The organism is Haploplasma axanthum (assembly GCF_900660745.1).
Classification (GTDB): Bacteria; Bacillota_I; Bacilli_A; order Acholeplasmatales; family Acholeplasmataceae; genus Haploplasma; species Haploplasma axanthum.
This window is the reverse complement of sequence record NZ_LR215048.1, coordinates 154,477-177,568: the sequence shown is the minus strand read 5'-3', so window position 1 is coordinate 177,568 and position 23,092 is coordinate 154,477. Positions and strand designations below refer to the sequence as shown.

Sequence of the window (23,092 nt, the reverse complement as noted above, 5' to 3'; positions counted from 1 at the left end):
AAAATGTATAATTAAATAAAAAGGGAGAAAAGTATGCGAACTGCAATAATTGGTTTTGGGATTATAGGAAAAAAGTATTTAGAAGCTATAAACAAAGAAACAAGTTTAGAAATCAAATATATTTCTAATTTAGAAGTTGTCGATGTTATAAATATTAAGTATATAAAAGACTATACTAAGATACCTTTAGATGATATTGATATAGTATTTGTAACTACACCTCCTAATACTCATTATGAAATAGCGAATTATTTTTTATCAAATGGTAAAAAAGTTTTTGTTGAAAAGCCTGCAACAATTGATAAAAAAGACTTTGAAAAATTGTATCAGGAATTTGGTGATAGATTTAATGTAGTTTATCATTGGATGTATGGTGATGAAGTTCTATTTTTAAAGAATAATGATTTGTTTTTAAAAAACTTTGATGAAATAGTAGTTCATATAAATGATCCTTATTACACGGATGAAGGGATTTTAAAGAAACATTTTGGTGGCGCATGGTTAGATAGTGGTGTTAATGTTTTAAGTATGTTAAGTATTTTTGTTAATTTGGATAAGTATAAACTATATAGAAAATATAGAGAAGTAGATGATGATACTAATCAAGATTATGTTGTGACAAGAGAATATCTTTGTAATGATTCAAAAATAGTTGTAAATATCAATTGGGATAATAACTCAAATATGAAAAATACAATTATTAAAAATGATTATGAGATGATTGAAATTGATCATACTAATCAAGTAATTAAGTTAAATGGAAAAATTGTATTTGAAAGTAAGGTCGAAGATAGATTGTTAAGTCATTATGAGAATTTCTTTAAAAGTTTTAAGAGTTATAAAAATGATATAAAAATAACAAAACTAATTCATGATAAATTATTTGAATAAGGGGATAAAAATGAAAAAAATTATTAAAAAGTTTCTAAATTTTTTGAAACATCCATTAACGATTATTGTTGTTATATTAATTGTTTGGATTATAGGCTTTATATTGTTTTTTAAAGATGCAATGAGTGAATTACCAGCTACATTATTTGGGTATTCATTAGCTATTTTTCAAACTGCAATTTTCAAACAGTATAGAGCGATAAAAGAAGATACATTGAAAAGTAATCAAAAAGCGAGTTATTTAAAGAAAAAATATGATTTAGAAACTCCGATAGTTTTGGATATAAATGGAAATAAAAAAGAAATATTTTTTACTGAGATTTGTGATGCAACTAAAAAAATTGAAATAAAACATAGTGATACTGAATTTGAATTAGATTCATTTATAACAAATAATTATTTTAATATTATTTCGGCTCACTCAATGAGTACATTTAAAAATCATAAAACATTGCGTCTATCAAGTGTTGTTGAAGAAGAAGATAAGATTATATTTAATACTGAAAAATCGGATTATTATAAACATATGGTTACAAATAGAGCAATCGATTATAAAATTCAGGGTAATCTAACATTAAGATCTATGTATGAACAAGGTCCTAAACTTAGAGAATTTGTAGATTCCAATTTTTCGAATCATATTGGTATTAATTGTTTAGTGATCTTTAATGATAATAAAATTATTCTTCCACACAGAAATAATAATGCTACATATTCTAAAAATAAAGTAACAGCTTCAATTGCATCAAGATTATTAATTGATGATTACAAAAATGTTTCAATGGAACTTGGTATTGATACAATTGTTAATGTTCTAATGGAAAATTATAAATTTGATAATAATGAGATTTCTAAATATAGAAGTAAGATTAAATTTGTTGGTGCTGCAAGAACAATTTATGAAGGTGGTAAACCACAATTTTATTATGTTTTAAAGATTGATGATATGAGTGGATGTGAGTATTATAGTAAACATGGTGGTAAGTGTTTAGTTACGGCTATGAATACAGAGATTGATCAATATAAAAGATTGTATCTAGCTGATTTGAAATCATTAGATATTAAAGAGGATAATAAGTTAAAGTTTAACTACTTTGATAAGAAACTTAAAAGTAAAACATGTAATGTAGAACTATCAATGTATACAAATCTTTATTATATTATAAAAAATAGTAAGTAACATATAAACAATAAGAATAAAGGGTATTAAGTAAGAAATATTTAATATCCATTCTTTTTAAATTCAATTATCAATAATTTACTATTTATATCAACTATGTATATTGTATGAATACTGATTCGTTGATATACTAATAATATAAAAACGCTTACAAAGGAGGATTTTTCATGAAGCGGTTCTTAGTTATATTATTTGTTTTATTTGGTGGATTAGTTTTAGTGGGTTGTGACGATAGTAAAAAAGAATTAAAAACTGTCAGTATGTTTGGTGGGACTGATGCAAATGTTGAAGTGTATCAGGAGAGAATTGGGAAATTTGAAGAAGAAACTGGATTTAAAGTTAAAGATAATTCTAGTACTTCAGATGAAGAATGGAAATCAAGAGTAATTGCAGATTTTAAAAATGGTAATGAACCAGATGTTCTACAATTTTTTACTGGTGAAACAGCAAAAGCATTTGTAGATGAAGGATTAGTAATGTCGATTGAGGATATAAGAAAAGAATATCCAGATTATGCTAAAAATATTAATGCATCAGTTTTAGGAACACATTCAGTACCAACAACTGGATTTGTTGAAGGGATATTTACTAATAAAGATCATTTTAAATCTGCTGAAGCAAAAGCATATTTAGAAAAAACTAGTTGGACATGGACGGAATTTAAATCATTATTAGCTATTCTTGTTGAAGATAATAAAGATGTTGAAGGATATAAACCAATTGCTTATGGAATTGATATTCCACACTATTGGATTGATCATTTAGTTGCTGCTGAATTAGGACCAGACTATTATCAAGAAATAGTTAAAACAGGTGGTGCTGATAAATTATCAGGAGCATTATTAAAATTAAGTGAGATTGAACAATATTTAAGTAAAGATAATCAAGAAGCATTTTCAAGTCAAGCGTTTTTGGATGGTAAATATACATTTCAATTAGATGGATCTTGGTTTGGTGGAAGAATTGAGTTACCAAATGTCAGTGTATATCCATTCCCAGAATTAAATTCAACACATAAAACAACGTTATTAAGTGGATTTACATCAGGATTCTATATAACTAAAAAAGCTTGGGATAATAAGTACAAAAGAGAAGCAGCAGTTAAATTCATTGAAAATATGACTTCGACTGAAGCATTATCAAAATTTGTTACTAAAGCGGGTGGGTTTGCAGCTGATGATAAAGCAGCAGCAACAAATGAAACAAATTTAAGTAAAGAATTAAGAGGGTTAATAGGTAGAGTTAACTTTACAGTATTACCATTAGGTGATGCATCTAAAACAGGAACATATGCAACATTAGTTGAAGCTCAAGCAGCATTTATTAATAATAATATTGAACTTGCAAAAACAGCTGCAACTACTTATTCAAATGATCAAAAGTAAGAATTAATAAATAAGGGTGTTACATTTTTGTAGCACCCTAAATTAAAGGATGATGGTTTTATGTATAAAAAAAATGGTATAGCATATCTATTTATTATTCCAATGTTGATATTTTTAGTAATATTCTTGATATATCCGTTTGCTATTAACATCTATAATAGTTTTTTTAGATATACTAGTATCTTAGATAGAAATCCTGTTTTTACAGGATTTAATAACTATAAAGAGTTAATAACAAGTAGACAATTTGGGATTGCTATTGGAAATACATTTTTACTTATGGTGCTTGTAATTATTTTTCAAGTAGGTATAGCGTTAGTTTTAGCTTTACTTGTTAATCAAATAACTAAATTTAGTTCATTTTATAAAATATCATTTTTTATTCCAATTATTATATCAGCAACAGCACTTGGTTTAATGTTCCAAATGTTTTATAAAACAGATGGAGGATTGTTTAATCAGATTCTAAGTATTTTTAAGATAAAGCCGGTAACTTGGTTTGATTTAAATAATGGTAAAAAGTTTTTATATGTAATGATGATGCCAGTTATTTGGCAATATATTGGTTTTTATTTTGTTATCTTTTTAACAGGATTAACAACAATATCAAATGAAATGATTGAAGCTTCAAAAATTGATGGAGCTAGTGAATTACAAACAACATTTAAGATTAAGATCCCATTAATTCAAAATGTTACTAGAGTTGTAATTGTCTTAGCAATCACTGGAACTTTAAAAGTGTTTGATCTACCATATATTCTAAATCCAATTGCTAATCCTAATGGAGAAACATATTTACTTGGAACATATATGTATAATATAGCTTTTTTTAGAAATAAGAATTTAGGACTTGCTGCATCATTTGCAGTTATAATGGCTGTTTTAGGTGTCGGATTAAGTGGTGTAGTTAATAAGATATTTAAACAGAATAAGGATATATAGGAGGTATTTATGAAAAAAAAGTATATAAATATTATTACCTATATAGTGTTATCTATTTGGGCACTTATAACAATTTATCCATTTATTTGGATTGTTATAAATTCATTTAAACCATCTGCAGATATCCTTAGAAACTCATTTAATTTACCATTTAAAAATTTTACTTTTAGTAACTATATTACTGCAGCAACAGGAGAATATAATATTATAAGAGCATATGGTAATAGTTTATTCATATCAATTATAGTAGTTATCTTGGTTTTATTAATTGCAGGGCTTGCATCATTCGCGCTTGCTAGATATAATTTTAAAGGTAAAAAGATTGTTTATGGATTTATAATAGCATGTATGATGTTTCCAATATTTTCAATTATTTATCCTTTACATGAAATATTAATTAAGTTAGGTATTAATGGAACTAGATTTGGAGTTGTATTGCCGCAAGTTGCGGGTAATGTTGGTTTTGCAGTTGTAATTTTAACAGGATTTATGCAACAACTTCCAATCGAAGTAGAAGAGTCTGCATATATTGATGGGGCAAATGTTTTTCAAGTATTATATCATTTAGTTTTTCCAATGGCTAAACCGGCATTTGCAACCACTTCAATATTTGTATTTTTATGGAGTTATAATGATTTGTTTTTACAAATGGTCGTAATATCTGATAAAGATAAAATGCCAATCAGTGCGATATTAAAAGAAATCAGTTCTAAATACGGGACAGATTTTGGTTTGATGGCCGCATCAGTAACATTAGTTATAATCCCGGTATTATTAGTATATATATTATTACAAAAACATATTATAAAAGGCTTAACAGCAGGAGCAATAAAGGGGTAGATTATGATGAACTTAACAATAGAACAAAAAGTCGGACAAATAATGATAATAGGTTGGTTAAGTGATAATGTTGAAGATATTATTGAACTTATTAAAACATATCATTTTGGGAATATTATTTTATTTACTAGAAATATAAAATCAGCAAATGATCTAAAAATAATGACTGAAAGAATTCAAGAAGCAGCACTAAAATATAATGGTGTCAAAGCATTTATTGCAATTGATCAAGAAGGCGGAAATGTCAGAAGAATTTATGATGGTGTTACTAACGTTCCTGGTCATATGTCTATTGGTGCTGCAAGTTATAATAAACCTGATGCTGCCCTTCAAATTGGTCAAATATTAGGAGAAGAATTGAATTATTTAGGTGTTAATTTTAACTTAGCACCAATTGCTGATATTAACAGTAATCCATATAATCCGGTAATTGGAATTAGAGCATTTTCAGATGATCCATATTTAGTAAGTAAGCTAGCAAGTGATTATGCAAAAGGATTGGAGTCAAAAGGGGTTTTATCATCATATAAGCATTTTATTGGTCATGGTAATGTAAGTGTTGATTCACATTTAGATTTACCACATTTAGATACTTCAATTGAAGAATTAAAGAAGAATGAACTTATTCCTTATTTAAATCAAAAATATCATCCAGGAGCAATCATGACAGCGCATATTTTATACACTAAGATTGATGATCGATTTCCAGCAACACTATCAAAAAAGATAATTGAAGGATTATTAAGAAAAGATATCGGATATCAAGGTATGGTTGTTAGTGATTGTTTTGAAATGGATGCAATATCAAGAGCATTTTCTCTTCAAGAAGCAGGTGTTTTCGCTGTTAAAGCAGGTGTTGATATGATTATGGTAAGTCATAGATTCGGAAGACAATTAAGTGTAAGAAATGGCATAATAAAAGCTTTAAACGATGGAGTAATTAGTGAAGAAGAATTAGATTTAAGAGTCAATAGTGTTTTAAGAACAAAAGAGAAATATATTAAAGACCAAGTTCAAAATGTTGATTTCAATAAAAATAAAGAAGTTGCTAATGCAATAAGCCTATCTAGTGTAACATTAGTTAGTGGTAAACCTTTTGAGATTGATAGTGAAACAATTATTGTTGGTGTAACAAACTATTTAAATTCAATTGCCGAGGATAAGAATGTTGAAAATATGGATATTGCCAAAATAATTGGTGAAGAATTTGGTATACCATATCATAGTATTGATAATAAAAATTTCAATGTTAATGAGATAGGAAGTATTGTTAAAAATAAAAAGGTAATATTAGCATTATCAGATTCACATTTAACACTTGTTCAAAAAGTTCTTTATTCACAATTAATCCACAAACAAGAAAAGCTAATGTTAATATCCTTAAGAACACCATATGATGTTTTAGGACAAGATCTTCCTGATTGTCATTTAGCAATATATGAATATACCAAACAATCAATTAGTTCATTGATAAAAGTTTTGAAAGGTGCTAAGGCGTTAGGTAGGAGCCCAGTAATTCTAGAAAACAGAAGTATTGATGATGAGTCTATTGAAATATCTAATCAATTGGTTAGAAAAGCTATTTATTACATTGAAGAAAACTATGCAAAACAAATAAGCTTGGGAGAAGTAGCTGATGAATTAAAGGTTTCAAGAGAACATTTGTCAAGAATAATAAAAAGTGAGACAGGAACTAATTTTAATGACTATTTAGTGAATACTAGAATTAGACATGCAAAACATTTTTTAGGTTCAACATCATTAAGAGTATATGAAATAGGACATTTATGTGGATTTACTGATGCAAATTATTTCTCGAAAAAATTTAAAAAAGTCGTTGGATTAACTCCATATGAATATAGAAACAACTTTAAGTAGTTACTTTCTATTTTTATAAAATAAATTAAGCATCTAATGAAGGAAAAATAAACTAGAAATTAATCAATATAACAAGAGACAGTTATAAGAGTGTCTTATAAATATAAATAATAAAACGCTTTATGCGTTTTTTTCTTTTTCTAAATATATAAAAATGGTATAATATAAACAAATTTAGAGAGGGGCGATGAGATGTTAAAGTTAACGAATTTGTCCAAAGATTATTACGTTGATAAAAAGCCTATAAGAGTTTTAAAGAAAATTAATTTAGAATTTCGAGAAAAAGAATTTGTTTCTATTTTAGGACCTTCAGGTTGTGGTAAAACAACATTGTTAAATATTATTGGGGGATTAGATCGATACAGTGAAGGAGATTTACTTGTTGATAATGTTTCAACAAAAAACTATGTTGATGCAGATTGGGATTCATACAGAAATCATCGAATTGGATTTGTCTTCCAAAGTTATAATTTAATTTCGCACTTAACAGTATTATCAAATGTTGAATTAGCTTTAACATTGTCTGGAGTGTCTCCGACTGAAAGAAAAGAAAAAGCAACTAAAATGTTAGAAAAAGTTGGTTTAGCAGATCACTTAAATAAGAAACCAAACCAATTATCCGGTGGTCAAATGCAAAGAGTTGCAATAGCAAGAGCATTAATAAATGAACCAAACATTATTTTAGCAGATGAACCAACCGGAGCACTTGATAGTGAAACTAGTGTTGAGATTATGGAATTATTAAAAGAAATATCTAAGAATAAATTAATTATTATGGTAACTCATAATAAGAATCTAGCAGAAGAGTATAGTAATAGAATTGTTTCATTGTTAGATGGACGTGTAACAGATGATACTAATCCTTTTAATAAAAAAGATAGTAATGTAATATTTGAAAAAACTAAAAAAACATCAATGAGTTTTTTTACAGCAATGTCATTAAGTTTTAAAAATCTACTTACCAAAAAAGCAAGAACTATTCTTACAGCCTTTGCAGGGAGTATAGGTATTATTGGTATTGCACTATCTTTATCATTAAAAAATGGTTTTGATATCTATTTAGATAAACTTGAAAGTGATAACTTTGCTGTTGTTCCATTAGAAATTGGACGTGTAGGAATTGATATAAACTCTATGATGAATACTCTTAAACCTAATCCAGTAGATGGTGGAGTTGGAGGATATGACTATACTCCAAGTCGAAGAGAAAATAATCTTGATAATCCTGAATTTGTTGAAGTAATTGATAATAAGATTACTAAAGTTGCTGATTCAGTTATTAAAGTTTATGGGTATAGATCAAGATTTGCTAATATCGTTAATGGAGAGCTAATCACTAGATATAATAATCCATTGACAGGGCAAGGAGTTAATGATCCTGATAGTGATACTATTTTCATTAATCAAACACTTATTACAGATAGTTTTATTGCTGAAAAAATGAAAGTTCATGCCCAAAAAGACTCAAATAATAAATATCAAGCATACTTATTCTTGAATAGTGACGGAAGAGTACCTAATAGTGTTTTAAACTTTTTAGGATTACCAACTGATCGAAAATTAGAATATAATGAGATTCTTGGAAAAACATTCAGAGTATATAAACAAGCAGATTATACGTTGGATAATAAAGAAAATATTAAAAATAAGTTTAATGAACAAATCGAAATTGAGATTACTTCAATTCTTTCTTCATTTAGTCAATTTATTCAAGTTACTCCAGGTATCTATTATAATGATGAAGTAGTAAGTTTTATAAGACAAGATGATCCTTTAAATATTTTAATGAGTTATATGATTTATCCAAAGGGTTTAGATAACAAGAAAGAAATAAAAGCTATAATTGATGAATATAACGATAAAGAAGGAAGACTTGAAAAAGATATTATTACATATTTAGATACAGTTGAGTTGAGTGTTAGCTTTATTAACACACTTACAAATAGTGTTTCAATTATTTTAATTGCTTTCTCAGCTATTTCATTGTTCGTATCATCGGTTATGATTGGAATTATAACTTATACATCTGTTTTAGAAAGAACTAAAGAAATTGGAGTATTAAGAAGTATTGGAGCAAGAAAAAAAGATATTTCGCGTGTTTTCAATGCTGAGGGAATTATGTTAGGGTTTATATCAGGAGTTTTAGGAATAATTTTAACATTAGGATTAAATCCGATCATTAGTAAAATATTAGAACCAATGGTTGAATATAGTGGAATCGCAAGATTAAATATATTACATGGTGCAGCACTTGTGTTAATAAGTGTCTTACTTACATTAATTGCAGGATTAATTCCATCAAGAATTGCTGCTAATAAAGATCCTGTTGTTGCTCTTAGAACGGAATAATTATGAATAAAGTAAAGATTGCGCTAACATATAGAGTAATTGGATTTGTAATTGCTCTTACAGGAGTATTAGTTCATTTAGGAATTTTTTCAGGTAGTATTAGTTTTGGAACATTACTTTACTATACTGTTCAAAGTAATATAGTAGTTTTAGTATTTTTTGGATATTTAATTTATAAAACAGTAAACACTTTAAAAAACAATGAGCAAGAGACATCATTTAAGCCAAGAATTCAGTTTATTTTTGTGATAGATATCCTTTTAACTTTTATTGTTTTTTGGGTGTTACTTGCTCCAGAAGCAATTAAAAGTAATTATCCATTATGGACATATAGTAATTTATCTGTTCATGCAATTACACCAATCTTATTTTTGATTGATTATTTAGTATTTAGCGATAGAGGTCATTTAGTTTTAAAAGATATTTATTATGTATTAATTTTTCCATTGTCGTATGTATTTTATACATCAATTATAGGATTGAGTGGATTTATATTTGGTTATGATAGTAATAAAGTACCAGTTCATTATCCATATTTTTTCATGGATTATGATCGAGTTGGATTGATGTCACTAGCATACATTGTAGGTTTAGTAATCATTTTCTTAGGAATAAGTTATTTGTTTTATTTGAATGATAAGAAAAGATCTAAATCAAACTAAAAAATTAGAAGGAGGTTATTATATTGAACCTCAATAATTGTACCAAAAAAGATTTGGGAATTATTGGATTCATGAATAATTATCTCTTTTTTTGTCTTTTGGAACATTTATAGTGTAGTTTAGAACATCAAAATAATTAATTGTTAGTAATATACTATAATATGACTATAGATGAGTAAAACAATAATTTAAATCTATAGTAGGAGAAATAATAATGATATTAAAAAGAAAAAGTAATAAAAAAAGATTAAACTCGATAGTACTACCATTCCTATTTTTTGCAATCAATGAAAGATTAGGAAAAGCAATTATAATAGTATTAATAGTAATAATTTTAATATTATTAGTATACTTAGTATATTTATTTATTGAAGTGAAGAAAGAAAAAGAAGTGAAAGTTGAAAAGAAAGAAGAGATTAAAATCTCAGAAGAACAACCAATTGTTACTAAGAAGATAGAAAAAGAAGTTGTTCAACAACCAATAGTTATTGAAAAGAAAAAAGAAATAGAACCAGTAATAATTAAAGAAGTTAAGGAAGAACCAAAAGAAGAACTAATTATTGATAACGGACTATATATAAGATATAACTATTCATTTGTAGCAAGAATGCATCAAGCACCAAAAGAGTCACAAGAACGCTTTAGTGAAATAAAGAACTATTTATTAAGTTATGAAGGTGTAACAGTAAGAAAATCATGGAGAAATGAAAGATTTATGTATCAAGGAAAACCAATCGCTAAATTTTGGATCCATGGGAACATCTTAGATGCATACTTAAATCTAGACTATGAAATGTTAAAAGATACGAAATATGAAGTAGAAGATTTAAGAGGAAAAAGATTACATGAGAATACACCAGTATTATTTAAAGTAGTAGGAAGTAGAACATTAGACTACTTAAAAGAATTAATAGATATGTATATGGAAAGTGTTGGGGGAGTAAAAGGTGAAGAACAAAATATTGATTATACAGTTCCATATATTAGTAAAGAAGAATTATTAAAGAAAGATTTAATAAAAGTTAATTACAATAAATAAAATAAAAAGGGTTGTAAATATTTCTTTGATTATCAAATGAAAGTTTACAACTTTTTTTGCTTTTAGGAACATTTTTAATGCGTTTTGGAACATTTTGACATAATTTATTACGAAAAATAAGTATTATTTTCGTATAGAGAGGGTGGTAGAATGAAGAAGAAAAGAATAATATACTTATTTCTTACAGCTATTACGTGCATGACAATATTTGTAGGTAATAAGCTTATTAACGCTATTGAAGTAAATGGTGAAAAAACTACACATCTAATTAAGAATGGAAAGACAGATAATTTATATTTGAAAAAACTCAAAACTAAAATAATGAAGAATGCTTCATCAAAGGAAGAACTAAATAATGTTTATAATGAAGCAAAAAGATATAAAAAGAAGAATCATGGAACAATAATAATAAACTTAAATACAAAATTAAACGGATATTATACTGAAAAAAATATGCTACAGCATTCTTATTACCATTTAATTCAACTAATCAAATAGATAGCCATTACAGCACTTTAGAAAAGATATTTCATAATTATAATAAGCAAGAGATAGTACGAATTAAAAAAGAGGTTAATCTTAAAACATTAGAAAAAAATAATGATGAGAATACTAATGAAAGAACTATTCAAACTAGTCCTAAAATTCAAACCATTATTGATTTGTGTAAAAAAATATTCCTAGAACAAAACAATTTATCTGATATATTTGAGCATATTAGTGATTTTAATAATGATATTGATAATTTTGTGATAAAAAACTTAAAACTTGTTAAGGACATTCTCAAAGAAAAAATGAAGAAAAATTCTATTAAAGATCAACTTTTAATTGAGAAACTAGATAACAAATATATGTATCTAATTGAGAAATTTGATTATGATGATAAAGAAATTATTAATTTAACTATTGAAGAAGCAAAGATTGAAATATTGAAACAAAAAGCTAAGAGTTATCAAGATGAATATTTAGAAGCTAAAGTTGATACTGATAAATATGAAAATCTTGTTAGTGAAGTAACTAGAGTAAAAGAAAAAAATAATAAATAAATTTCAAAACAAATTCTAAATATAAAGTTTTTAATCACCGAATTAATGGTGTTAAAAACAATAATTATCATCAATTAGATTGATGAATTTTGTGGTTAAAGAATAATATTAGGAGAAAAAATAAATATGATCAAAAACAAAAAAAATAAAACCTATAAGTTTTATGTCTTTTCAGCACCCCTTTTGATTTGGGGAATCGATGAAAAGATTTGGAAAATAGCATTAATAGTCTTAGCACTTGTAATTCTTCTTGTTTGTTTAATCAAAATAGCTATTCGAGCTAGAAAAAATAAAGAAAAAAATAATCAAGAAATTGAAATAATAGTTGAAAAAACAAAACCTATAATAATACAAAAGAAAGAAGAGATGAAACCTATGAAAAAAGAAGAAAGAAAAACTAAAAATAATAATTTAGATAATAATGGACTATATATAAGATATAATTATTCGTTTGTAGCAAGAATGCACCAAGCACCAAAAGAATCACAAGAAAGATTTAGTGAAATAAAAAATTATTTATTAACCTATGAAGACGTAACAATAAGAAAGTCATGGAGAAATGAAAGATTTATGTATCATGGTAGACCAGTAGTTAAGTTCTAGATTCACGGAAATATCATAGATGCATATATAAATCTAGATTTTGATAAACTTAGAAATACTAGATACGAGGTTCAAGATATGAGAGGAAAGAAACTTCATGATAATACACCTGTCTTATTTAAAGTTTCAACTCATAAAGCAGTAATTCAATTAAAAGAACTTATTGATATTCATATGCAAGAAGTTGGTGCGATAAAAGGTAAAGAAGAAAATATTGATTATACATTACCATATATAGATAAAGAAAATCTTTTAAAACAAAAATTAATAAAAATCAATAAATAGTAAAATAGGGGCACAATAATAGTGCCCTTTAATTTTTAACTTTAAAAGACAAATTTTACCTTTTAATATAATAAAATAAAGGTTATAATTAAGAGTAACGAGGGATAAGATATGTTAAAACTAGAAAAAGTAACAAAAAAATATATTGATTCAGATAAAAAAGAAGTACTAGCAGTAAACAATGTAACCTATAAATATAAAGATAAAGGCTTAGTCCTAATAAAAGGTAAATCAGGTAGTGGAAAAACTACTCTTTTAAACTTGATTTCAAGTAATGACTATCCAACAAGTGGAAGTGTATACTTTAATGATTTAGAGATAAGTAATAAGAAAGAAAAGCTAATTAATCAATATAAAAAACAAATAATTGGATATGTATTTCAAGATCATAATCTATTAGAAGATTATACAGTATATGAAAATATTGAATTTGCATTAAGTATTCAAGGGAAAAGTATTAATGAAGATGAAGTAATTGAATATTTAGAAAAAGTTGAATTAAAAGAAGAATATTTAGATAAATATCCAGATGAACTATCTGGAGGGGAACAACAAAGAGTAGCGATTCTAAGAGCATTAATGAAAGATAGTAAAATAATACTAGCAGATGAACCAACAAGTGCATTAGATAGTGAAACAAAGAGTGAAATTTATAAAATCTTAAAAGAGATATCAAAAGATAAGTTAGTAATATTATCATCACACGACTATGAGAATATTGAAGAATATGCTGATGTAGTATTAAAGATGGAAAATGGTATTTTAACAGAAGAATTTAATAACAATAAAGTAATGAAAGAAACGAATAGTAATGAATTAGAAGAAGTAAAAACTAAAATAAATTTCAAATACTTTTTTAAGAATTTAAAAAATATAGTATTTAGTAGAATAAGTCGATATATTATATTGTTAATTATTTTGATAATAAGTTTAACATTAATAGGAACAATGATATCTTTGGTTTCACTTGAAAGATATAAACCTATAGAAGAACTTTTTAAAGCTGGTAAAATTGAGCAAATAAATTTTGAAAATATTCCATATAATGATATTGAAGTTGAAAAAATAAAACTTGAAGAAATGAGTAATATTTTTCCTAATATCAAATTTCACAAGTATTATAAAGATTACAATAGTGGAATAGATTATTACAAATGGTTAAATAACAACTATTATTATTCAAGTTTTGCAGGAATGGTCAAAATCTCAAGTGAAAACTTAGAAAAATTGGGACTTGAACTACTTATTGGTGAACTTCCAAAAAAGAACGATGGCAATAAAATTGAAGTTGTTATATCAAAACATATATTTAATTATTATAAAGATAATGGGTATGATGGCAAATATGTTGATGATGATGAAGTGATTTCTTCTTATGCAGATTTAATTGGAAAAGCTGTCTCAAGAATCGAGATTGACGGAGAATATTATGATTTAGTTGTTAGTGGTATAGTTGATACAGGATCAAATAACGACGACTTTGAGTATGCTAAAAAATTACCTAGAAATATTAGTAATTATAACATTTATAAGTTTAATACAAGCCATAGAGATATGTTCTTATACGTTAATGAGAGTTTTACTTTTGATGAAAATAACTATGAAATATATACATTAACTAAAGATTTAACAACCAATCAATTAATTAGTATCGTTGATTATATCTATGAAAATAATCAAAAATATAATTATTACGCACCTCATATTGATAGAATTGAAGCAAGAATTTTTTTAGCAAAAGACAATATATTAGTATTATGGTCAGTAATAATTCTTTTCACATTAATAACAATCTTACTATTTATTAATCAGGTTAAACATACGTTCAATGTTAACTATCAAACAATTGGGACTATTAAGTCATTAGGAGTTAAGAGTGAATATTTTTATAGTTTGTATGGGTTTGGATTTTTAATAATAAGTTTTATTGGATTAATCTTAAGTACAATATCTGTAAGAACTATGATAAATATTTTAAATAATGAATTTAATAAAGGTCAAGAGATTGTATTTAAGGTACATTTTTATAATCTATATGTTGTTTTCGTGCCAATAATTTGGATTATACTTATTTCATATGTATCTATTTATCTACCATTAAATAAAAAACTAAAAGAAAATACTAAAACTATTATGTATGAAAGAATTTAATTGATGTATTGTCTTTTTGTGACATATTCGGCATTGATATTATTAAATAAAAGTGTTATCATAAAACAAAAGTAAGTGTGGTGATGTCAAAATGAGGGGATGAAGTCACAGTACGCTATATAGCTTGTGACAAAAAAGGGTGATTGAAGTATAAAATAGAAAGGATAAAGTATGAAAAAAATATTAATTATAATAATAAGCGTGATTGTTACATGTATAGCAGTTCTTAATTCAACAACAGTTAATGCTGCTTACGATAACACAGAAGAAAGAGATGAGTTGGGCTATTCATATAATCTTGTTAAAGATCCGTATTTTCGGAAAGAAAGAGTAAAAATTGCTAATCCTATTTTTGATGAAGATTGGTTCTCGAATGTGAAAATTTTAAGTTCTAAATTAAATACCAGTAAAAGTTATAGCTCATATGGAGAGTCATTGAGTAGTTATGCACGTGAATATAGCAATAGTGTGAAAGCAAATTTGGGAACTACTGCTGTGTATGGTAGTATGTCTGCCTCTATGTCTATGCAAAGTGAAAACTTAATTAATGAATCAAATGAAGAATATATTAGTAGTTTTTATCATAGTTATATGCAAGTTAATTATAAAAATAGATATGCATTGCCTAATTTTAAATCTGGATTAGAACTATATAAGGGTAATCTTCATAAGAATTTTTATAAAAATATCGAAACATTGGATAATAAATTAAAATCTAAGAATATAAAAGATAAAGATTACTATGATTTTTTCGATTTATATGGCACTCATATAATTCATGATATTATTTATGGTTCAAAAATTGAAGCGAATTATTACTTTAATTCGATGGATAGTGTAGTTAGTAAAGAAAAGGCAAAAAAAATATCTTCAGAGATCAGCGCAAATTATACTACATTGGTAACTGGTAATATGAACGTTTCGGATAATCTTTTTGAAAAATCAAACTATGGTGTTAAAAGTATAAGTGAAAGCCTAATGGTTACTACTTATGGAGGCAATGAAATGGAATTTATTTCGTATAAAGATTTAATTGATAATCTTAGAATGTGGAAACAATCAGTAAATCAAAATAATTATTCGCCAGTAGAAATTTCTAGTGACGGAATGATAGAAATATGGAAAATTATTCCAAATAAGTTCTCAAGTATTGCTAAAAAAATCGAAGAAATGTTTTTCAAGTATGATAGTCTTAATTCAAAAAAGATTAGTGAAAAAAAGTATGTTTGGGAAAATATGTATACAAGAGATAAAGAATACAAAATAACTGATACTGGTAGATTTAAACAACCATTTGATTCTGTATTTATAGACTTGCCGTTACAAGATTTTATAGATCTTGGATATAATAAATTTGATTTGGTTTTTGATTTTCAGGTAAGAGAAAACTATAATGGATTTAAAGGTATAATAATGTATTCTGAAAACAAGAATGATGACTCTAAAATAATTAACTGGCAAGAATTCACTTTTGCTAATCATGATTATGAAGAGTATAGAGTTATTATAAAAAATAATGACGTAACTAAAATAAAAGATGAAAGCACTATTTTTGTAAGATACGGGGCACATGGTAACGGTCCAGATACTTGGTTTAATAAAGATATGAAAATTAGTATTATTTTCAGAAGATAATGTGTAATAATCAAGGGATTAAAATCCCTTGATTATTTAATTTCTTTTATAGGAGATAGGTAAATGTTAAAACTAGAAAAATTGACAAAGAAATATATTGATGAAGGTAAAAAAGAAATATTAGCAGTAAACAATGTAACCTATAAATATAAAGATAAAGGCTTAGTCCTAATAAAAGGTAAATCAGGTAGTGGAAAAACTACTCTTTTAAACTTGATTTCAAGTAATGACTATCCAACAAGTGGAAGTGTATACTTTAATGATTTAGAGATAAGCAATAAAAAAGAAAAGCTAATTAATCAATATAAGAAACAAATAATAGGATATGTATTTCAAGATCATAATTTATTAGAAGATTATACAGTATATGAAAATATTGAATTTGCATTAAGTATCCAAGGGAAAAGTATTAATGAAGATGAAGTAATTGAATATCTAGAAAAAGTTGAATTAAAAGAAGAATATTTAGATAAATATCCAGATGAACTATCTGGAGGGGAACAACAAAGAGTAGCGATTCTAAGAGCATTAATGAAAGATAGTAAAATAATACTAGCAGATGAACCAACAAGTGCATTAGATAGTGAAACAAAGAGTGAAATTTATAAAATCTTAAAAGAGATATCAAAAGATAAGTTAGTAATATTATCATCACACGACTATGAGAATATTGAAGAATATGCTGATGTAGTATTAAAGATGGAAAATGGTATTTTAATTGAAGAGTTTAATAACAATAAAGTAATAAAAGAAACGAATAGTAATGAATTAGAAGAAGTAAAGACTAAAATAAGTTTTAAATATTTTTTTAAGAATTATAAAAATTTCTTTTTAAAAGAGCCAATAAGATTGGTTATTATGTTTATTCTAATACTGTTGTCGTATACTATAACAAATATGAGCATAGGAGTCCTGACGGTATCAAGAGATGGTGCATTTAAAACTGCAATAAGAGATAATATTATAAACGAAATTAGTTTTGAATATCGTAATGAAAAAGGAATAGAACAGGAATTTAACAATAAGAATTTTAATGATTTAACAGTAAAATATCCTAATTCAAGATTTATTAAAGTTTATAAAAAATCAGCTATAACCTGGTTTGAGATGTCTAATATTGATCAAAGTAAAAAAAGCTTATATTATAACAATAGATATTCTGGTTATATAAGCCTTCAAGATAATAGGATTGATGAATTAGGATTAAAACTTCTTTCTGGAAAACTTCCTCAAAAGAATACGGATAAGTATGAAGTTTTAATTTCCAAATATGCATATGAGCATTATAAGGAATTTGGCTATACTGATGCAGGCGTAAAAATAGAAATAAATACATATGATGATTTAATAGGAAAAAAAGTAGCTAGTTCATTAAAAGGTAAAAAAATAGTAGTTAGTGGAATCGTTGATACAGGTTCAAATTATGAAAAATATTCATATGCTAAAAACTTGTATGATCATTATACTGATTTTGAATTAGATACTTTCAAAAAATATGGTCGTGATTTGCTTATCTATGGTGTAGATGATTTTAATGGTAGTAGTTTTTTTGTAATGTCATTAACAAAAGAAATGGAAAGTTCGGATTTTAATGCAATTATCAGTAATAAAGATTATTATATTAAAACTATTGATATACAAACGATTAATAAAATGATTGAAAGAATTAAAGATAGAGCACTTCTTTTTACCTTCGTGTTATTAATTGTTGTTAGTTTTTCGATTCTACTTGTAATAAATCAAACTAAGAATACATTGATTATGAATTCTAGAAATTTTCGGATAATAAGGAGTTTAGGACAAACTAAAAAATATATCCATATGCTATATTTAGTTAATACAACATTTCTGTTTATAGTACTAGTGTTATTAATTATATTGTTTAATGATAAATACTTTGCTCTTATTAATAGAATGATTAGTTTGGATAATCAGTTAAGAATTAATTACCTAGCAATAAATAATTATATGGTAATTGGAAGTATAATTTGGTTCATTCTGATTTTGGTGTTTAAACATTTTATAATAAATAAAAGGCTTAAAATGAGCTCAACAATGACTATGAATAATAGAGAATAAGATATGTTAAAACTAGAAAAAGTAACAAAAAAATATATTGATTCAGATAAAAAAGAAGTACTAGCAGTAAACAATGTAACCTATAAATATAAAGATAAAGGCTTAGTCCTAATAAAAGGTAAATCAGGTAGTGGAAAAACTACTCTTTTAAACTTGATTTCAAGTGATGACTATCCAACAAGTGGAAGTGTATACTTTAATGATTTAGAGATAAGCAATAAAAAAGAAAAGCTAATTAATCAATATAAGAAACAAATAATAGGATATGTATTTCAAGATCATAATTTATTAGAAGATTATACAGTATATGAAAATATTGAATTTGCATTAAGTATTCAAGGGAAAAGTATTAATGAAGATAAAGTAATTAAATATTTAGAAAAAGTTGAATTAACAGAAGAATATTTAGATAAGTATCCAGATGAGTTATCTGGAGGAGAACAACAAAGAGTAGCGATTCTAAGAGCATTAATGAAAGATAGTAAAATAATCTTGGCAGATGAACCAACAAGTGCACTAGATAGTGAAACAAAGAGCGAAATTTATAAAATCTTAAAAGAGATATCAAAAGATAAGTTAGTAATATTATCATCACATGACTATGAGAAAATTGAAGAATATGCAGATGTAGTATTAAAGATGGAAAATGGTATTTTAACAGAAGAATTTAATAATAAAGGAATAAAAGAAACTAATAATAAATATCAATTAGAAGAAGTAAAGACCAAAACAAATTTAAAATATTTTTTTAAGAATTTAAAGAATATTCTATTTAAGAGAATACCTAGATACTTAGTTATGATGGTGTTACTATTAACAGGAACAATTGCATTAGCTTATTCGTTAGTTCATTTAACAATTGATAAAACAAAAGCATTGGAAGAATCGGTACTTAACAATGATATTAAAGAATTAAGTATAAGTTATTTGAATGATAAAACTATTCAAAATTTTGATGATGATACATTCAAGGCTTTTACTGATAAACTAAAAGGGGTAGATTTTTTTAAAATTTATAATAATGGTTATGCAACTGATATAGAAATCAGCAATCTTAATTCTGATAAAACAAAATCAAATTATTACTCCGATTATATTTGGGGAATAGTTCAAATGAAAGATGATATTGATTTGAAGAGATATGATTTAGAACTTATTGCAGGTAGTCGGCCTAAAAAAAATAAAGAAGTTTATGAAGTGCTTATTACTGAATATATATACGAGCACTATAAAGATTTTGGCTATAGATACGATAATGAAGCAACCGTGATTAATAAATACGAAGATTTAATTGGAAAAACAATAGATACTTTAAAAGGAAAAAAAATTATTATTTCAGGAATAGTTAAGACTAATTCGTCATATGAGAGATATTCATATGCTAAAGAAAAACTAAACGATCTTACGGATCAAAAAATATCTTCTTTTAAAAAAGAAAGTAGAAATGGTTTAATATATACAATAGATGATTTTGATATAGATTATAAATATAAGGTTATGGTTTTGACCAAAAATTTATCAAGAAAAAATATTCAAGATATTATAAAACTTTCAGATGATGGAGAAATTTATATTAATACGTATGAATTTGCTAAACTTGGGCAAAATATCAAACACAATTCTCAAAAAGTCTTAATAGCTTTTGGTATTATCGCCTTTGTAACAATCTTTTCAATTATTTTAACAATCAGCCAAATAAATTTCATAATGATTAAAAGTTCCAAAGATATTGGTGTTATGAAATCACTGGGTGTTAAGAATAATTATATAAAACTTTTATTTTTAATTCTTATGATTATTTTTGTAGTAGTTATTGGGGTTATTAACTTTATAACTAGTGGTGTTATTGTTGATAAGTTTAATGAAAGGTTTAATAGCGGAGATTTTGTTATTCTAGAAGTATATTCGAAGAATCTAACAGTAATAATACTACCAATTATTTGGCTTATAGTAGTTAGTACTATTGGGATATTTTTACCATTAAATAAAAAACTAAAAGAAAATACAACGTCAATCTTAGGTAAAAGAGAGTGATTAATTATATGATTGAAATTAAAAACATTAGTAAAAAGTATAAAAATGTTCATGGAAGATATAGTAATGCTTTAAGTGATGTTAGTCTAAGTTTGCCATCAAAAGGTTTAGTTTTTGTTGTTGGTAAAACAGGATGTGGTAAGTCAACCCTATTAAAAACAATATCAACATTAGTGAAGCCAGATAAAGGTGAGGTTTTATTTGAAGATAGAGTAATAAGTAAGTTTAATAGTCGAGAAAAACAACATTTCCTTGCTAATGATATATCATTAGTATTTCAAGAACATAATTTACTAGAAGATTTTAATGTTTACGATAATATTAAGTTATCTACTAATATAAATGGTGTTGAGTTACTAGAAGAAGATATTCAAAAACATTTAGAAAGATTTGAAATTAAAGATCATGGACATAGAATGATTTATGAGTTATCTGGTGGTGAGAGACAAAGAGTCTCAATTGTTAGAGCTTTAGTTAAGAATCCAAAGGCAATTTTTCTAGATGAGCCTACTGGTTCATTAGATGTTGAAAACACAAAAATTATTTTTGATTCATTAAAGGAAATATCGAAAGACAAACTGGTTGTAGTTGTGTCACATGATTTAGATAGTGCAAAAGTGTATGCTGATAGAATAATTACTTTAGATAAAGGCAAGCTTATTAATGATGAAGTAATAAATAATATTGATGGTGGTTTAATAACTTCAAAAGAAGAAATAAATAAAGGTTTAAGTATTAATAATAAGATTTATTATGGTAAGAAAATATTTAAAAAGAAAAGTAAGAGAATGTGGGTGCTATTGAGCCTTTCTGCGCTTACAATGCTTATTTTAGGAATATTTTTTATTCTTTATTTCTATAATGAGAAAGAGTATGTAAATAGATTTATTAAAAAAGAGAAGATAACTTATATGCCAATTGAAAAAAAGGAATTTAAGCAAAAAACTAATGAGTATTATCCTCTTGAGTATACAGTTGATGATTTAAAAATGTTCACTGAATTTAAATATATTAAGCCATATATAACATACTTAGAATCTAGTGAAAATACTAATCTATTTATTGAAGGTAAAATAAATAAGCCAGATGTAGCTTTTAGAGGTTTTAGTTTACTTGATGAAGAAGTTATTAATAAATATGGATTAAAACTTATTGAGGGGGAATTACCTATAAGTGATGATGAAGTAGTAGTAAGTAGTTTTATGTATGAGATATTCAAGAAAACTGGTTATAAAAATGATAATAATGAAAAAATGGAAATAACTAATCTTAATGATATAATTGGAAAAACATTAAATGTCTATGATCAAGTAGTTGAAATAGTTGGGATACTTGATGTAGGAATTAGTTTCACAAGATATGAAAAACATTTTGACAATCAAGAAGATAATTATATTATTAGAAATGAGTTTAATGATTTAGAACATGAACTAGTTTATAATCTATTCATTAGTGATAAAGCACTAAAAGTTTTTGAAAATGAATTTGAAATAACTGATGACTATGTAAATGTCAACGTTATTTTTGATACCGGAACCGGGAGATCTAGAAAAGAATTAATTAATTTTATTTATAAAAATAAGATTAAAACTTTTGGTTTAGAAGGAATAGTCGGGGAATATGTTTGGGATTATGGATATGCAATTGTTAATATTGAAAAATATCTTCCGAAGATTTTTTTAGGGATAATGATTTTTTCATCTTTAGTGATAACATTATTAGCAACCGAAAGTGTCTTAATCCGTAAAAAAGATTTTAAAATATTTATGTCATTAGGGATGAAGAAGAAAGATATATTTGGAATATTCATTGTTGATAATATAATATTAAATTTTTTTATGTGGTTATCATCAATATTATTAATCTATTTAGTATTATTTGGATATAGTCAATATTTGATTAGAGTTGAGAAATATATTTATCCACAATTTAGTTTTAGATTAAATGGGATTGTGTCTATTTATGTTATATTAAATATTTTGAGTTTAATATCATTAATGGTAGTTTTAAATTTGGCTTATTTAAAACAAAAAAAGTATGATAATCGAGTTATTAAGAAAAGTAATTAGAATATAAAACCGGTATTAGTTTTA

General features: G+C 25.6%; 18 protein-coding genes. All 18 read left to right on the top strand.

The genetic code is table 11. The annotated features are described in order from the left end of the window. The first annotated feature begins 33 nt into the window (after positions 1–33). The 18 genes from EXC62_RS00910 (at position 34) to EXC62_RS00825 (ending at position 23,068) form a co-directional block, all read left to right on the top strand. Positions 34–891, top strand: a complete 858-nt coding sequence (locus EXC62_RS00910) for a Gfo/Idh/MocA family protein (protein ID WP_026390754.1) — start codon at positions 34–36, stop codon at positions 889–891. Between the two features lie 10 nt (positions 892–901). After that, positions 902–2,071, top strand: coding sequence for a hypothetical protein (locus tag EXC62_RS00905; RefSeq protein ID WP_026390753.1), 1,170 nt, complete (start codon positions 902–904; stop codon positions 2,069–2,071). 167 nt (positions 2,072–2,238) lie between these two features. Next, positions 2,239–3,456, top strand: a complete 1,218-nt coding sequence (locus tag EXC62_RS00900) for an ABC transporter substrate-binding protein (RefSeq protein WP_026390752.1) — start codon at positions 2,239–2,241, stop codon at positions 3,454–3,456. 60 nt (positions 3,457–3,516) lie between these two features. Continuing rightward, entirely contained in the window at positions 3,517–4,398 is an 882-nt protein-coding gene (locus EXC62_RS00895; RefSeq protein WP_026390751.1) for a carbohydrate ABC transporter permease, read from the top strand. Positions 4,399–4,407: 9 nt separating this feature from the next. Continuing rightward, complete coding sequence (locus tag EXC62_RS00890) at positions 4,408–5,238, top strand: carbohydrate ABC transporter permease (protein ID WP_026390750.1); 831 nt, start codon at positions 4,408–4,410, stop codon at positions 5,236–5,238. Positions 5,239–5,244: 6 nt separating this feature from the next. Continuing rightward, positions 5,245–7,116, top strand: a complete 1,872-nt coding sequence (locus tag EXC62_RS00885; RefSeq protein ID WP_026390749.1) for a glycoside hydrolase family 3 N-terminal domain-containing protein — start codon at positions 5,245–5,247, stop codon at positions 7,114–7,116. A gap of 192 nt (positions 7,117–7,308) precedes the next feature. Continuing rightward, positions 7,309–9,465: an ABC transporter ATP-binding protein/permease gene (locus EXC62_RS00880; RefSeq protein WP_026390748.1), complete on the top strand. Its 2,157-nt coding sequence runs from the start codon at positions 7,309–7,311 to the stop codon at positions 9,463–9,465. Positions 9,466–9,467: 2 nt separating this feature from the next. Beyond that, positions 9,468–10,127, top strand: a complete 660-nt coding sequence (locus EXC62_RS00875; protein ID WP_026390747.1) for a Pr6Pr family membrane protein — start codon at positions 9,468–9,470, stop codon at positions 10,125–10,127. A gap of 214 nt (positions 10,128–10,341) precedes the next feature. Next, a complete protein-coding gene (locus tag EXC62_RS00870; RefSeq protein WP_026390746.1) occupies positions 10,342–11,166 on the top strand; it encodes a hypothetical protein in 825 nt (274 codons plus the stop codon). Between the two features lie 150 nt (positions 11,167–11,316). Continuing rightward, the gene (locus EXC62_RS00865) at positions 11,317–11,664 is read left to right on the top strand and encodes a hypothetical protein (RefSeq protein WP_026390745.1); all 348 of its coding nucleotides are present in this window, start codon (positions 11,317–11,319) and stop codon (positions 11,662–11,664) included. 296 nt (positions 11,665–11,960) lie between these two features. Next, positions 11,961–12,212: a hypothetical protein gene (locus tag EXC62_RS00860; RefSeq protein ID WP_026390744.1), complete on the top strand. Its 252-nt coding sequence runs from the start codon at positions 11,961–11,963 to the stop codon at positions 12,210–12,212. Between the two features lie 126 nt (positions 12,213–12,338). After that, entirely contained in the window at positions 12,339–12,815 is a 477-nt protein-coding gene (locus EXC62_RS00855) for a hypothetical protein (protein WP_026390743.1), read from the top strand. 78 nt (positions 12,816–12,893) lie between these two features. Further along, on the top strand, positions 12,894–13,100 hold the full coding sequence (locus EXC62_RS00850; protein WP_026390742.1) for a hypothetical protein: 207 nt from the start codon (positions 12,894–12,896) through the stop codon (positions 13,098–13,100). Between the two features lie 111 nt (positions 13,101–13,211). After that, a complete protein-coding gene (locus EXC62_RS00845; protein WP_052589953.1) occupies positions 13,212–15,251 on the top strand; it encodes an ABC transporter ATP-binding protein/permease in 2,040 nt (679 codons plus the stop codon). Between the two features lie 171 nt (positions 15,252–15,422). Then, entirely contained in the window at positions 15,423–16,886 is a 1,464-nt protein-coding gene (locus EXC62_RS00840; protein ID WP_026390741.1) for an MAC/perforin domain-containing protein, read from the top strand. A gap of 63 nt (positions 16,887–16,949) precedes the next feature. After that, positions 16,950–18,965 carry an ABC transporter ATP-binding protein/permease gene (locus tag EXC62_RS00835; protein ID WP_129747395.1) on the top strand — a complete coding sequence of 672 codons (2,016 nt, stop codon included), beginning with the start codon at positions 16,950–16,952 and terminating at the stop codon, positions 18,963–18,965. Positions 18,966–18,968: 3 nt separating this feature from the next. Beyond that, positions 18,969–20,999, top strand: a complete 2,031-nt coding sequence (locus EXC62_RS00830) for an ABC transporter ATP-binding protein (RefSeq protein WP_162849124.1) — start codon at positions 18,969–18,971, stop codon at positions 20,997–20,999. Positions 21,000–21,007: 8 nt separating this feature from the next. After that, a complete protein-coding gene (locus EXC62_RS00825; RefSeq protein WP_052589799.1) occupies positions 21,008–23,068 on the top strand; it encodes an ABC transporter ATP-binding protein/permease in 2,061 nt (686 codons plus the stop codon). The last annotated feature ends 24 nt before the right edge of the window (positions 23,069–23,092 follow it).

What these genes read in the sequence shown, in the direction of transcription:
- EXC62_RS00910 (WP_026390754.1), top strand. Translation starts at nt 34, where the DNA reads ATGCGAACTGCAATAATTGGTTTTGGGATTATAGGAAAAAAGTATTTA.
- EXC62_RS00905 (WP_026390753.1), top strand. Translation starts at nt 902, where the DNA reads ATGAAAAAAATTATTAAAAAGTTTCTAAATTTTTTGAAACATCCATTA.
- EXC62_RS00900 (WP_026390752.1), top strand. Translation starts at nt 2,239, where the DNA reads ATGAAGCGGTTCTTAGTTATATTATTTGTTTTATTTGGTGGATTAGTT.
- EXC62_RS00895 (WP_026390751.1), top strand. Translation starts at nt 3,517, where the DNA reads ATGTATAAAAAAAATGGTATAGCATATCTATTTATTATTCCAATGTTG.
- EXC62_RS00890 (WP_026390750.1), top strand. Translation starts at nt 4,408, where the DNA reads ATGAAAAAAAAGTATATAAATATTATTACCTATATAGTGTTATCTATT.
- EXC62_RS00885 (WP_026390749.1), top strand. Translation starts at nt 5,245, where the DNA reads ATGAACTTAACAATAGAACAAAAAGTCGGACAAATAATGATAATAGGT.
- EXC62_RS00880 (WP_026390748.1), top strand. Translation starts at nt 7,309, where the DNA reads ATGTTAAAGTTAACGAATTTGTCCAAAGATTATTACGTTGATAAAAAG.
- EXC62_RS00875 (WP_026390747.1), top strand. Translation starts at nt 9,468, where the DNA reads ATGAATAAAGTAAAGATTGCGCTAACATATAGAGTAATTGGATTTGTA.
- EXC62_RS00870 (WP_026390746.1), top strand. Translation starts at nt 10,342, where the DNA reads ATGATATTAAAAAGAAAAAGTAATAAAAAAAGATTAAACTCGATAGTA.
- EXC62_RS00865 (WP_026390745.1), top strand. Translation starts at nt 11,317, where the DNA reads ATGAAGAAGAAAAGAATAATATACTTATTTCTTACAGCTATTACGTGC.
- EXC62_RS00860 (WP_026390744.1), top strand. Translation starts at nt 11,961, where the DNA reads ATGAAGAAAAATTCTATTAAAGATCAACTTTTAATTGAGAAACTAGAT.
- EXC62_RS00855 (WP_026390743.1), top strand. Translation starts at nt 12,339, where the DNA reads ATGATCAAAAACAAAAAAAATAAAACCTATAAGTTTTATGTCTTTTCA.
- EXC62_RS00850 (WP_026390742.1), top strand. Translation starts at nt 12,894, where the DNA reads ATGAGAGGAAAGAAACTTCATGATAATACACCTGTCTTATTTAAAGTT.
- EXC62_RS00845 (WP_052589953.1), top strand. Translation starts at nt 13,212, where the DNA reads ATGTTAAAACTAGAAAAAGTAACAAAAAAATATATTGATTCAGATAAA.
- EXC62_RS00840 (WP_026390741.1), top strand. Translation starts at nt 15,423, where the DNA reads ATGAAAAAAATATTAATTATAATAATAAGCGTGATTGTTACATGTATA.
- EXC62_RS00835 (WP_129747395.1), top strand. Translation starts at nt 16,950, where the DNA reads ATGTTAAAACTAGAAAAATTGACAAAGAAATATATTGATGAAGGTAAA.
- EXC62_RS00830 (WP_162849124.1), top strand. Translation starts at nt 18,969, where the DNA reads ATGTTAAAACTAGAAAAAGTAACAAAAAAATATATTGATTCAGATAAA.
- EXC62_RS00825 (WP_052589799.1), top strand. Translation starts at nt 21,008, where the DNA reads ATGATTGAAATTAAAAACATTAGTAAAAAGTATAAAAATGTTCATGGA.